At 36.6% G+C, this 13785-nt stretch carries 8 protein-coding genes; 4 read left to right on the top strand and 4 right to left on the bottom strand.

The annotated features are described in order from the left end of the window. Positions 1 to 10 precede the first annotated feature (10 nt). Both FN756_RS12650 and FN756_RS12645 read left to right on the top strand, forming a co-directional pair. Entirely contained in the window at positions 11 to 1408 is a 1398-nt protein-coding gene (locus FN756_RS12650) for a TlpA family protein disulfide reductase (protein ID WP_142604476.1), read from the top strand. A gap of 83 nt (positions 1409 to 1491) precedes the next feature. Next, positions 1492 to 3246, top strand: a complete 1755-nt coding sequence (locus FN756_RS12645) for a TlpA family protein disulfide reductase (RefSeq protein WP_142604475.1) — start codon at positions 1492 to 1494, stop codon at positions 3244 to 3246. Positions 3247 to 3776: 530 nt separating this feature from the next. Here the strand turns inward: FN756_RS12645 and FN756_RS12640 are convergent. From FN756_RS12640 to FN756_RS12625, 4 genes are all read right to left on the bottom strand, one after another. Next, positions 3777 to 4697, bottom strand: coding sequence for an AraC family transcriptional regulator (locus FN756_RS12640; protein ID WP_142604474.1), 921 nt, complete (start codon positions 4695 to 4697; stop codon positions 3777 to 3779). Positions 4698 to 4923: 226 nt separating this feature from the next. Continuing rightward, the gene (locus tag FN756_RS12635) at positions 4924 to 6606 is read right to left on the bottom strand and encodes a tetratricopeptide repeat protein (RefSeq protein WP_142604473.1); all 1683 of its coding nucleotides are present in this window, start codon (positions 6604 to 6606) and stop codon (positions 4924 to 4926) included. Positions 6607 to 6725: 119 nt separating this feature from the next. Further along, positions 6726 to 8378: a tetratricopeptide repeat protein gene (locus tag FN756_RS12630; protein ID WP_142604472.1), complete on the bottom strand. Its 1653-nt coding sequence runs from the start codon at positions 8376 to 8378 to the stop codon at positions 6726 to 6728. Between the two features lie 258 nt (positions 8379 to 8636). Continuing rightward, entirely contained in the window at positions 8637 to 10199 is a 1563-nt protein-coding gene (locus tag FN756_RS12625) for a sulfatase family protein (RefSeq protein WP_142604471.1), read from the bottom strand. A 435-nt stretch (positions 10200 to 10634) separates the two neighbouring features. On the opposite strand from FN756_RS12625, the gene FN756_RS12620 reads away from it, so the two are divergent. Then, on the top strand, positions 10635 to 11039 hold the full coding sequence (locus FN756_RS12620; protein ID WP_221929062.1) for a DUF4982 domain-containing protein: 405 nt from the start codon (positions 10635 to 10637) through the stop codon (positions 11037 to 11039). 204 nt (positions 11040 to 11243) lie between these two features. After that, positions 11244 to 13712 carry a hypothetical protein gene (locus FN756_RS12615; RefSeq protein ID WP_142604469.1) on the top strand — a complete coding sequence of 823 codons (2469 nt, stop codon included), beginning with the start codon at positions 11244 to 11246 and terminating at the stop codon, positions 13710 to 13712. Positions 13713 to 13785: the final 73 nt, after the last annotated feature.

The raw sequence follows: 13785 nt of genomic DNA, 5'->3' as shown, positions 1-13785 counted from the left end.
AGAAAAAGTTATGATGAAAAAATTGTTGGTATTACTGCTGTTGTTTACCATAAGCATTGCCGGAGCAAGTGCGGAGGTAATTAAAACAACCTTAAATTTTACCGTTAAAGGAAATCTGGGTAGCGGCTTGTTCTTATATGAGTTAAAAAAGGGTGAAGGGGTAAGTTTAGGTTTTAAACGTCCCGATGCAAACGGAAAGGTTACGTTCAAGGTTGATTTAAAAAAGGAAGGCGTTTTCTTCTTTAAAAGAGCCGGTGGTCATGGAGGTTCATTTGATAACGTTATTTACCTGAAAGCCGGTGATCAAAAGAAAGTGGAAGTTGCCGATACAGGAGGTATTGCTTATACAAACGTAATAATTGAAAAACCAAATGTGGAAACCACCACTTTGCAGGCATGGTTAAATGCCATGAATGAGTATAGTCATTCCGTTAAAGGTAAACCAAGCGTTGGTCGTACTAAATATGCACAATTCGAAAAGTTCGCAGCTTCGTTTTTAAAGTCGAACAAAACCAGCAATCCTTATTTTAATACCTGGCTGAATGATAAAGTGGCTATTGATCTTAAATATCTAAGAGCCGGCAATTACTTCTCTCTGGGTAGATTAAACTTAGCTTGCGACAGTTCACTAAGTGCTCAGGAATTTTATAAACCTTTATTGGATAAAAATATTATCAACGATGTTCGCTTGCTTCGCTCGGAACATGGAATGGAGCTACTCGACTATGTTTTCGGGTATTGGAAGTTCAACGAAGTTAAGAATCAACAAAAAGTTGTCGATAACTTCTTTTCTGCAGAAAATGGTGCAAAAATCAATGATGATGCAGTTAAAGTTGCGTTTTTATTATATAAAATGCCCGGCATTAAGGAGTATGAGAACTTTGTAAAATATGTTGAACCCTATAAAAGTGCGTTTGTTACCCCTGAACAGAAAGAGGCTTATAATAAATTCTATAATAATTTAGGGCCCTTCGCTATGGGATCACCGGGATATAATTTTGAGCTGAAAGATGTAAATGATAAAACCTATAGCTTGGCCGGATTTAAGGGTAAGGTTGTGGTAATTGATGTTTGGGCTATGTGGTGTGCTCCTTGTTTGCAAGAAAAACCGATCATGGAGAAAATTGCAGAAGGGTATAAAGACAGAAATGATATTATCTTTATTGGAATGTCGGTGGATGGTCATGCTAAAAAAGATGCTTGGAAAAATTTTGTCAAAAGCAAGGGTTTTACAAGCATTGAGTTATTGACACAATTCGATGAATCGCTCTTTAAATTTTACAATATATCGGGGATTCCACGCTTCCTGATTTTTGATCGTGACGGAAAAGTTGTGACGGTGGATGCGCCTCGTCCTTCAAATCCTCAGTTTAAAAAGTTGATCGACGAAACATTGGCCGCAAAATAATTTAGCATCACTTAAAAGCTAAGAACCTGCTGATTGGAAACAATGATCCGATTAGCAGGTTTTACTGATTAAAAGAAATAGATATGAAAAATTTCATTAAAAGTTTAGCGCTTGTCCTATTGTGCATTGCAATGGTGGTAAGTGCCACAGCACAATCGCGGCTGGTAACAATCACCGGTTCTGTTACAGAGAAAAAGTATTATGAGATAATGATCGGTGGGAAATCAGGTGATAAAACTTTCAGAGTCGTTCAACACAATATTGATCCCGGCAATACTAATTTTTCATTAGTGTTTCCAGCTAAAATGGACGCCAGTTATAAACTGGAGGTTAGAGTAATGAAAATGGGTAATCGCAGGCTGGAACCTGAGACCTATGCAACTTTACCTTTAGACCTGACAGGTAAACAAAGTATAAATTTAACGATTAACCCTGCTCAATTTAATCAAAATACTGGTTTTAAAATTGAAAAACTGCCGGCTAAATTTGCAACCGCAACTATTTCCGGTTCCTTCAATACTGCAAGATTTTCGATGGATCTTACTTTGGAAAAGGTAGTAGAAGGACATTTACAACAAGTTCAAACGTGTTTTGGTGTTAAGGGAGATTCAGTTTTTAACTTTTTGACGCCAATTGATAAAGAAGGAATTTATTACTTTACCACTTTGGCAGGGAAAAAGTCGGTTTATCTAAAGCCTAATGATAAGCTGCAGTTGGTATTGGATAGAACTGGAAAGTTAATCAGTGCTGCTAAATCAACTGAAGAGAATAATGTGCTTCAGAAATGGGATGAATTGATAAGTCCTCTTACCGAAATGCTGAAAAAACCAAACAAGCAGTTTAATCAGGAGGACTTTACAGCAGTTTATCAGTCTTTGCAGCCGCAGATCAAAGCCTTCGTTCAACAAGTGAAGACAAAGAATCCAAAGTTTAACGAACTCTTTAAAACTGCTGCACAGCTTGACAACAATATGGCTGCTTTGAACATGCTATTAAAGACAAATAGCGTGAACAGAGGATCATTTTCAGCTTCTTATAAAGAGTTTGTAAACGTTCCGGATTATTACAAACAGACATTAAAAGCTAATGCCATCAATTCTGCTAATCTGTTGAAATTAGGAGAGGGTTATGATTACATTAACCTGAATGCAAAATTAAGTTTGGACGATACCAAGACACTAACAGATGCTGAAAAAGTGAAGATTTTAATGAATTCGACAGCAAATGATACCTTAAAATCATATTTGTTAAAATCACAGTTGAATGAACTGGAGCTGAACGTTAGTAACTATACGGAGTTTCGTGATGTTTTCCTTCCCTATAAAAAATATGCAAAAGTGCCTTCTGTTAAAGTGAAATACGATGGTGTTAGCGGTATGTATGCTGCCGATACGGCATTTTTAGGTAAATCAGCTTATGATTTTACTTTGCCGGATGTGAACGGGAAAATGGTATCCATGAAGGAGTTTAAAGGCAAAGTGGTGTTGGTTGATGTTTGGGCTACCTGGTGCGGTCCGTGCAAGGCGCAAATGCCTTTCCTGAAAGAAGTAGAAGAACTCTATAAAGGCAATGACAACATTGCTTTTGTAGGAATTTCTCTGGATGCGGCAAAAGATAAGCAAAAATGGATGAACATGATTCTTGAAAAGCAGCTTGAAGGTGTACAGCTTTTGGATGATTTCGGCAGAACATTTGGGCGTAAGTACAAAATTGCCGCGATTCCCCGCTTTTTATTAATAGATAAAAACGGTAATTGGGCTGAAGTACGCTGCCCGCTTCCTGAAAATAAGGAAAAGCTTAAAAAGTACATCGATCGTGAATTGCAAAAAGGCAGTTAAGATTTTTCTTAAATAAACAAAGAAAGGCCGTGTAAGGCCTTTCTTTGTTTATATGGCTTCAGGAGCCAATGCTGTCATTCGGATCAAACTGAGCGAAGGTAAAGGCTTTAATAGGGATATTTGTTAACCGTTTACTGTCATCCCGAGGAAGGAGGGATCCCTTGCCGAAACATTCCCAAATAAATGAAACTCATGAGTGTAAGATCCTAATGACCCTTCTAAAGCGGAGATCCTTCGTGCCTCAGGATGACAAGGGATTATAAATGTAATTGCGCCAGGTGTAAGATCCTAATGCTCCTTCTAAAGCGGAGATCCTTCGTACTTCAGGATGACAAGAGGATGATAAACGAGAAGAGGCTGTCTCAAAAGTCAAGACAGCCTCTTTTGTTTTATTAAAATTTCAAAATGCTTGGCATTTTAAGTTAAATAAAATAATAAAAAATTATTTATTTAATCTTTAGTTATAAATTTCATAACAAAAAATATATAAATTTTTGCTTTTGAGACAGCCCCTTCTTGTTTATAAATGACTAAACAGCCATACGCTGTTCATTTGATCTTATTTCAAAGGAAGCCTTATTTCCTAGCCTATTCACCTCTTTGTACTCCCGCGGTGTTTTTCCGGTAACTTTTTTAAAGATCCTTGTAAAATAGTAAGGGTCTTCATATCCAACTTTTACTGCAATCTCTTTTACTATAAGATTACTGCCGGTTAGTAATTCACAGGCATGCTGAATTTTTATTTTGATAAAATAATCTATAGGAGAAAGACCGGTTTTCTGTTTAAAAAGAACAGAATAATGAGATGGAGAATACTGAAATGTTTCGGCAATTTCATCGACACTAAAGCGTTTATGAACATTTGCCTTCATAAATGAAATAGATTGATCTAATAGGTCTTCTTGCTCTGGTTCTTGAATTGTTTTTTGTGACCGATTAGGGAAAAGGAAAAAGGATACAAAACGATACAAGCAGAGATTGGCATAGCCTATATTTTCATCGGTATAACCATCTAATAAGCTTGTATAAATTTCTTTCCACGTTTCAAGAATTTGATTATTGAAAGGCAGGTTGGTAGGGACCGCAAATTGTTCTAAATCAAAACTTTCATTTAACTCATTTATCATGCTGCCATTAAAGTGCATACAATAAATCGTCCATGGCTGTTCAATATCTGCCTGATAGCAATAATACTCATTAGGCGGAAGTAATATGAATTGATTAGGCCTTAAAACAAAAGTACCATTCTGCGTTTCACACTGTCCTTTTCCGGTCAGGCAATAGATCAGAACGTAATCATTAGAACCCTTTTCTCGTTTGTTGGGAAAATAACCAACATGGGTGATATAAAGCATGTTTTTGAATGGCATTTTTTTGATGCTGTTCAAAACTTCTTCCGGAATATTAATTGGTTCCTCTAAAAGAGAATCTTCGTATTTAAAATCCTTCATAACCCTTTAGATAAATTGAGAGAATGATTAATGTTTCAAATATGAGGACTCAAGTAATTATTAAGAAAAAAAGCACCACTACAAAACCAATACAAATAGTGATTTTAGCTATAATTTCACTACTACAATGCTAAAAGTGAGTGTTATTCTGTATATCTAAGAGGGTGAACAGAAGAACTTTGTTATAGTGGATTCTTTTTATTTAATGTAAAAAAAGTTGATTGATTTAGGCTCTTTCGAGTTGAGACAGGAATGTTACCAAGTTATGTTCCGAGCCGGTTAAATTTAATTTTTTACGTAGTCGGGTTCTGGCAATCTCGATGGTTTTAATGCTTTGGTGAGTGATGGCCGAAATTTCTTTGGTCGTCATATTCAACTTTAAAAAAGCACATAGTTTTCGTTCACTGGGGCTAAGGTTAGGGAATTTTTCATTTAAAATAACATAAAAATCTTCATGCACTTGTTGAAATCTGAATTCAAATTCCTGCAAGAGTTCAGGGCGCAAATTAGATTGAAGGTCCATGACCACCTTTTGCACAGCAGGCTGAGAGTCTGCCCCTACATTTTGTTTAATCTTAAGTAGTTTTTCAGAAATATCATCAATAAGCTCGTTTTTCTGCATGAGGTGCAAAATGTTAGTGGTTAGCTCTTTATCTTTCAGTTCAATGTCTTTTTCGAGATTTTTTTTCTCCAACTTCAAATGTGCTTGTTCCAGCATTGAACGTTTAACCTTATTTCTTTGCAAATAGTAAAGCAAACTCACGATAATTAATGACAGACCAAGTCCTAATGCTCCTAACAAGTAATTCAGCTCTTTTTCTCGTTGTTTGGCTTGAGCTTCACGTTGCTTCTTATCAAACTCAAATTGCATTTCCAATTGAGCAATTTTATTAGAACGCTCAGCATTGAATAAGGTATCACTCACCTGCTTATTTAATGCAAGGGTATTAAAGGCCTTTTTATATTTTCCTTGTTGCTGATATAACTTATACAGATTTGATGAAGAGCGGCGTACCGTTAACAAGTCCCCGATTCCCTGTCCTAAAATAATGGCCTCTTTTAAGTATAATTCTGCGGTGCTGTAATCTTTTAATTCAAAATAAAACTCTCCCAAGCTATCATAAGAAAGAGCGAGCCCTAGCTTGTCATTGACTTTTTTTCGAATTTCCAATGCTTCTAAATAATACTTAAGCGCTAATTCATCTTTACCTTGCCGGTGATATAGTCGTGCATGGTTGGTGAGCACATGTGCCATGAAATTTAGATTGTTTATCTGCTTGGTAATGTTTAACGCCTCCGTATAAAAGGTGTTTGCCTTATCAAACTCTTTCATTTCCTCATAGAGAATTCCAAGACTGTTTAATAGTTTTTCTTTTCTAAGAAGTTTTTCCAGATCTGTTTCCTGGTTTGTCTTAGAGAAAAAACTAAGAGCTTTACTATAGTTCGTTAAAGCATTTTTATAATCTCGCTGATAATAATAGATAATGCCAATACTGGTATAGGCAGCTAAAAGTGCATTGGAATTGGAATCCTTATTTTTGATTATTTCTTGATAAAGTTGAAAGGCTTGTGGGTAATTTCCAATTTGCAGATAAGCATTCGCAAGATTAAGGGTGGCTTTATTCACTAGGGTATCCGTCTGGATTTTATTAGCCAACTGCATGGATTCCTGTGCATATTTTAATGAGGTACGAGCATCCGAATTACCGGTTAATACCGACAGTTGAAAGGTTATTTTAAATTTTTCTAGGCTATTGTCAGTAATCCTCAATAACTCTTTTAAACTGTCTAGCTGAGTAGATTGCCCATAAGTATTAAAACAAGTAAATAATATACAGGTAAGTAAGATGAATTTTTGTTTTATATTTAATGCTGTTGTCGTTTTTCTTCTAGCACAAAAAGCTTTCATGATAATTGTCCAAATCACACCTAAGATTTAGGCCTAATATACATATGAATCTTTATCCTTGATTAAAGTAAAACAGGATTTGTTCTCGATAAATGCTATTTGTTTGATAGTCTTTAAGTTTAAACGTGATTTTTTGAATCCAATTGGATCAGGAAGGTTACCAGGTTTTGATCAGAACCGGTTAAGTTTAATTTTTTACGCAGTCGGGTTCGGGCAATCTCGATTGATTTAATGCTCTGGTGGGTGATGGCTGAAATTTCTTTGGTTGTCATGTTTAACCTTAAGAACGCACATAGTTTTCGTTCGGTAGGGCTAAGGTTGGAGAATCTTTCATTTAAAATATTATAAAACTCTTCATGCACTTGTTGAAATCTGAATTCAAATTCCTGTAAGAGTTCTGGTTGCAGATTGGATTGAAGGTCCGTGACCACCTTTTGTACAGCCGGCTGTGATTCTGCTCCCACACTTTGTTTGATTTTAAGTAATTTTTCAGAAATAGCATCAATAAGTTTATTTTTTTGCATGAGGTGTAAGACATTAGTCGTTAGTTCTTTATCTTTCAGCTCAATGTCTTTTTCCAGATTCTTTTTTTCCAACTTCAAATGTGCTTGCTCCAGTTGCGAATTTCTTGCTTTATTTTTTTGCAAAAAGTAAAGTAGACTCACTATAATTAACGACAAACCCAGGCCAAGTGCGCCCAACAAGTAATACAAATCTTTTTCTCTTTGTTTAGCTTGTGCTTCAATTTGCTTTCTGTCAAAGTCAAATTGCATTTCCAATTGTCCTATTTTACGAGCTTTATCCTCGCTGTAGAGCGAATCATTTACCTTCTTATTTAAATCAAGCGCATTCAATGCATTTTTATAATCCTTTTTTTGTTTATATAACTGGAAAAGAATAGCTGAAGAAGCATTTACATTTTCCCAGGATTTAATTTCTGTACCTAATACAATCGCTTCTTTTAAATAGGTTTCTGCTGTTTTATAATCCTTAATGTTAAAATAGAACTGACCCATGCTTAGGCAGGAACGCATAATGCCCCATTTGTTGTCGTTTTTTCGCCGTAGTGCCAAGGCCTCTTTGTAGCGAATGAGTGCTGAATCATTTTTTTCCTGATCATGTAATAGCCTGCCTTGATTGCTGAGCACTGCAGCCATAAGTTCATGATCGTTCAATTGTTTGCCAAGTGTTAGTGCTTCACTGAGGTATTGGGCCGATTCAGCGTATTTTTTTGTTTCATCGTAGATCATGCCAATATTGTTTAACACATAGGCTTTACGTTCGATTTGTTTTTTATTTTCCGGCTTTTTAAGGGAGAATTGTTTAAGCGCTTCAAAAAAGTGGTTCAGGGCATTGATTGTGTCTTTCTGATAATAATATAGAATTCCTAATTTTTCGTAAGCATAAAAAAGTGTATAACTGTCATCTAACTTTTGAGCCCCATGAATAGCTTTGAAGAAAAGTTGGAGCGCACGAGGATAATTGCCTAAGTGTAAATAAGCGGTGGCTTGGTTTAGGTAAACTTTATTCATTAAGGAGTCTGAATAGATTTTAGTTGCAAGTTGCTCTGATTCATTACTGTATTTAAGTGCCAGTGTGGGGTCTGACTTATAAAACTCCTCAGAAAGTTGTAATGTTAGTTTGATTTTTTCTTCTGGATTTTGGGTAAGGTTCAAAAGCGCTTTTAAACTGTCTGCAGGTGTATGTGACTGTCCAGATGCAACCTGATGTGTTAAAAAAAAGGCAATTAAAATAAAATATGTTTTTACCATAAAGCTTTCTGTTAAGGTTTTCACTTCAACATATATCCGTTATACAATTTAGTTAAATGCTCGGTGTTAATCTCAAGCTTTAATGGAAAAATTAAGGAAGATTAAATTCAAGTATGTTCTTGCAGTTAGGATAAATTAGGGCATAAAAAAACCGATAAAGTTTCATTTATCGGTTTAGTGATTTGCTGAGTAATCAATTTCTTTGATAAGAAAATTAAGGGAAGATATTAATTATCGATCTTCCCCTAATTTTTATACCTATTTATGTACTGTGTTTGAAGTAGTAACTTGATCTTTATACTGAGCCATAAGATCCTGTAGCTTCTCTTTCATCATTTTCTGTACTTTCTTATACGAAGGTTTATCATACACGTTGTTCATTTCATGTTGATCTTTCTTTAAATCATATAGTTCCCATTCATTATTTTCATAAAACCAGATGATTTTGTAACGATCAGTTCTAGCGCCTACATGTTTGGCTACCTTGTGCTCCTGATTTTCATAAAAATGATAGTATAAGGCATCGTGAATGTTCCCTTTTTGACCCTTAAGTACAGAAGTAAAACTTTTACCTTGCATATCTGACGGGATAGGAAGGCCGGCCATATCTAAAATGGTTTCTGCAAAGTCAAGATTTTGTACCATAGTATTGGTAGTTGATTTATGTGTCACACCAGGCCATTTAACGATCAATGGAGTGCGGAAGGATTCTTCGTACATGAATCTCTTATCAAACCAACCATGTTCTCCCAAGTAAAAACCTTGATCAGAGGTGTAGATGATAATGGTGTTTTTATCCAAACCATTTGCTTTCAAATAATCCATTACTCGACCTACATTATCATCAACACTTTGAACGCATTTTAAATACTCTTTCATATAGCGCTGATATTTCCATTCATCAAGTGCCTTACCGGTAAGGTTTGCCTTGTAAAATGCATCATTAGCAGGAGCATAAGCTGCTTCATAGTTTTTCTTTTCCTCGGGGGTCATACGGTTATAAATGCCTTGCCACATTCCTGCCAAACCAACTTGCTTATCTTTAGGTAAATCAAAGGCTAGTTTCAAGTCATAAGCATAATTCATAACTTTTGTAATTCCCATTTCCTGTTCATGAGCTGCGCGAGTACGAGTTTTATAATCGTCGTAGAAATTCGCCGGCATTGGAATTTTTACACTGTCGAAAAGATGATAATACTTTGGTTCCGGCATCCAGTTACGGTGAGGGGCTTTTTGTTGGTAAATCAAGAAAAATGGTTTGTTTTTATCGCGTTTCTCCAACCAGTTGATTGCAAAGTCGGTAGTTAGGTTAGTTACATAACCTGCTACTTTTTTATGTACCCCATTTTCAATAAACTCAGGATTGTAATATTCTCCCTGGCCGGGCATGGTAATCCAATAATCAAAACCCTGCGGATCGGAGATTAAGTGCCATTTACCAACCATGGCAGTTTGATATCCGGCATCATGCATTAGCTTAGCAACGGTCTGTTGATTTCCATTAAATGTACTGTGATTGTCCATGAACCCATTTACATGGCTATGCTTACCTGTTAGCATCACGGCACGGCTCGGCCCACAAATTGAATTGGTTACAAAAGCCCTATTGAAAAGCATTCCTTCATTAGCTATGGCATCAATATTAGGTGTATGGTTTAATTTATAGCCATAGGCGCTAATAGCCTGATAACCGTGGTCATCGCTCATCATGTAAATAATGTTTGGACGACTCTTATTCTGATTCTTTTCCTTGTCCTGAGCATTCATTTTAATTGGTAAGCTCAGAACTAAAGCAGAAAGTAAAAATAAATACTTCTTCATTTTAGATTTTTTATTTACGTTATTCTTATTCTTCGATTAAATCTTCTGCAATTTTAAATCTGCTAATTTCACAGAGTTAATTACTATCAATGGAAGGCAATAGTAAAAAGAATGCCATGATACCGGCTCAAATGGAGATTTTCAGTACTACGAATTCTCAGTATGTTCCATGCGGTAAATGTAAAAATACTATTTGAAATATAATAAACAATCTGGGAATGGATTGTGATGCTATTGTCAATCTTCTTTGTTTTTTTCATTTTGCATAATTGAAATTAAGTTTGATTGACATATTGAAAAAAAGTTATTAGGAAAGGTGTAGGCAAAATAAGCATTGTGATCACTATTGTTTTTTTGTTGCTGAAAGCTGTCAGTTAAAGAATTTATTTTTCATTAAATGACCAAAATTAAACTTATATACCAATATGTAAATCATTGGGTCGTAAAAAGAAAATTCAATACGAATATCGCTTGCGCTGGAACGAGGTAGTGTACGAACCCGGTGAATTAAAAGCCATTTCCTATAAGGATGGAAAAGTATGGGCTACTTCGATAGTGAAAACCACGGATGTTGCAGCAAAGCTTCAATTAACTGCCTATAAAACAGCTTTGAAAGCAGATGGCAGCGACCTTGTTTTTGTTACCGTTGCGGTTACAGATAAAGATGGAAACACAATACCTACTGCTAAGGATACTATTCAATGCAGCTTGGAAGGTGCAGTATTTAATGGATTATTACTGGTAATTTTGAAGGCCCGTCCGAATGCAAAAGACCCTATGAAGTTAGTAGTTAAAGCAAATGATTTGGAAAAAGCAGAATTGAAGATTGATGTGAAGTAAGCACCTTACTTATATGCTTAATTAAGCCAGTTGCACAAGCAACTTTTTTTTGTTAAAATGTACTTTTTAAATCTGCGCATTGAGTATATGGTTCGGAGGAACTTCTATCCAACTAAATAGATGGTGAAAAAAGCATAGTTATTAGTCAATTTAGTTGTGTACTGAAGCAGTCAATTACTATACTTTTAGGAAAGTTACATGATAATGAAGAACACTGTTAAAAGGACTTTGATTTATAGTTCGATGATGCTATTGGGAGTTTGGGAGTCGGCCCATGCTCAGGTTAATTTTAAAACAAAACAATGGAGTCTCCAACTCGACGCTACAGGAAAGCTAACCAGTATGAAGAGCATTGCACTTCAGCAAGAATTTTTGGTTAAAGAAAAAGCTTCGGCTTTATTGAGTGTAAAAAAAGACGGAAAAGTCCTTGCTCCCCAACATTGTGAATGGAAAGCAAAAAGTGGAGAGCTGTTGTTGTCATATCCGCAGCCAGGTTTAGAAGCTATTGTTAAAGTGCAGCAAGAGGATAATTACATCAGTTTTGAATTGAAGAAGTTAACACATACCGAAGCTGTTGACTTGGTGTTGTGGGGGCCATATCCTACCAGAATTGCTGATACAATAGGCGAAGTAGTAGGCGTTGTACGTAATCCCAGGTTTGCTATTGGTTTGCAGGCTCTGAATGTGAAAACCCTTGGAGGTTATCCAAATAACGAAAGTGATATCGAGCCTTCCTACGATGTTTTTGAGGGAGGAAATAAGGTGGATGTGAAGGGAGACGACTTACATAAGCAATTATTCAGAGGCGATGTTGCTCGTCCGACCGAGTATGGTAGTTCTCTTCAGGCATATTGTCGTAATAGAAATAAAGATCGAATTATCGAAAATTGGAGTCATTCATCGTACCTCGCACCTGCATTCAATGATGGTGGGGTAGCTGGAAGTAAAATTGCACTTTTTGGTGTATCAACTCCTGAGGTGCTTTCAACTATTTCACAAATTGAGGTTAAAGAAGGTCTTCCGCATCCGATGTTTGATGGCATTTGGGGTAAGCAGAATGTTCATGCTACTGATTCTTATCTGATTATGGATTTTGGTATGGATAATCTGAAGGAAGCAATGGATCTGGCCCAACAGGGTGGCTTCCGTTATCTGTATCATGGCGATCCTTTTGAAAATTGGGGGCACTTTAAGTTAAAAAGTAAAGCGTTTCCACAAAACTGGGCCAGTATGAAGCAATGCGTGGAGTTGGCCAAGGCACGGGGAATTGCACTCGGCATACACACCTTATCGAATTTTATAACGACCAATGATGCCTATGTAACACCGAAGCCGGATCCTCGCCTTGCCAAGGTTGGTTACTCTCGGTTAAGTTCAGCGATTGAAGCCAATGCAAAAGAGATCGGGATTCAAAATCCTACATTTTTTAACCAAATGGAAAACAATACACTTAAAGCAGTAGTGGTAGGTGATGAAATCATTCGCTATGGATCGGTTTCAGCATCGACCCCATGGAAACTGCTCAATTGTGAACGCGGAGTCTTTGGCACTACGGCAGCTGCCCATGAACAAAACGACAGTATCGGAAAGTTAATGGATCACCCTTATAAAGTATTTCTTACCAATTATGCTTTGCAGGAAGAAATGTCGAAAACCATTGCCCGTTTATTTAATGAAACTGGCTTGCGGCAAATTTCATTCGACGGACTGGAAGGCTGCTGGTCATCCGGGATGGGGCAATATGCACGACAGCAGTTTACCAAAACCTGGTACGATAACTTGAAGCCGGAACTACAAGGCAAGGTAATAAATGATGCAAGTAATCCCGGCCATTACTTCTGGCATATTTACACCCGTATGAATTGGGGCGAGCCATGGTATGCAGGCTTCCGCGAAAGTCAGCTGCAATTACGATTAAAAAATCAGCAATTTTATATCCGCAACCTGATGCCTGCTATGTTGGGATGGTTTAGTCTGCGCCCCGAAACCACACCTGAAGATATTGAATGGATGCTGGCGCTAGGTGCTGGTTACAATGCAGGCTTTGGCTTATCTACCAGTTTGGAAACGCTTCATAAACATGGAAAAAAAGATGAAATACTGGCTCTGCTCAAATTATGGGAAGGAGCTCGGATGCAGGGTGTGTTTAGCGAAACGCAAAAAGAACGAATGCGGAGCCTGAAGACTGAATTTCATTTGGAGGCATCCGATAAAAAAACATATAAGTTAATTCCTGTTTACAATGCCTATTTTAAACATGTTCAGCAGTTGAAGCAACCTGGAGAGCCCGTGTTTTCAACCTTTACTTTCAATAATCCAGCTTCTGAGCAAGCGGTTGAATTTATTATTACGATGGCACCGGGTAAAGAAACTGATTCTGAGGTTATGTTCGATCAACCATCTATTGCAATTAATCACCAGGATGCATTGGTGTTGCCGCTAAGTTTGAAGAAAGGACAAATATTGAAGTGTGATGGCAAAATGGTAAAACTTTATAATAAGCAGTGGCAGTTATTACAAACCATCGAATTAAATAAGCCTTTACCAATATTGGCAGTTGGTTCTAACGAAATCATTTTTGATGGTAAATATACAGGTGAAAGTGGTGCTGATATAAAGATTGAAATACGTGCCAATGGAACCCCCGAAATACTTAAAACCAAAGGAGTATAATCCAAAATTAGTTTAAATGATTAATTGATAGTTATACTTTCCAAAATTTCTAGTTTCATATAGTTGATTAAAA

Source organism: Solitalea koreensis (assembly GCF_900182575.1).
Taxonomy (GTDB): domain Bacteria; phylum Bacteroidota; class Bacteroidia; order Sphingobacteriales; family Sphingobacteriaceae; genus Solitalea; species Solitalea koreensis.
This window is presented reverse-complemented; position numbering and strand designations above follow the sequence as displayed.

Bases quoted from the DNA above. Each gene is read 5' to 3' on its own strand.
- FN756_RS12640 (WP_142604474.1), bottom strand. From the start codon at position 4,697: ATGAAGGATTTTAAATACGAAGATTCTCTTTTAGAGGAACCAATTAAT.
- FN756_RS12615 (WP_142604469.1), top strand. From the start codon at position 11,244: ATGAAGAACACTGTTAAAAGGACTTTGATTTATAGTTCGATGATGCTA.
- FN756_RS12630 (WP_142604472.1), bottom strand. From the start codon at position 8,378: ATGGTAAAAACATATTTTATTTTAATTGCCTTTTTTTTAACACATCAG.
- FN756_RS12650 (WP_142604476.1), top strand. From the start codon at position 11: ATGATGAAAAAATTGTTGGTATTACTGCTGTTGTTTACCATAAGCATT.
- FN756_RS12625 (WP_142604471.1), bottom strand. From the start codon at position 10,199: ATGAAGAAGTATTTATTTTTACTTTCTGCTTTAGTTCTGAGCTTACCA.
- FN756_RS12635 (WP_142604473.1), bottom strand. From the start codon at position 6,606: ATGAAAGCTTTTTGTGCTAGAAGAAAAACGACAACAGCATTAAATATA.
- FN756_RS12645 (WP_142604475.1), top strand. From the start codon at position 1,492: ATGAAAAATTTCATTAAAAGTTTAGCGCTTGTCCTATTGTGCATTGCA.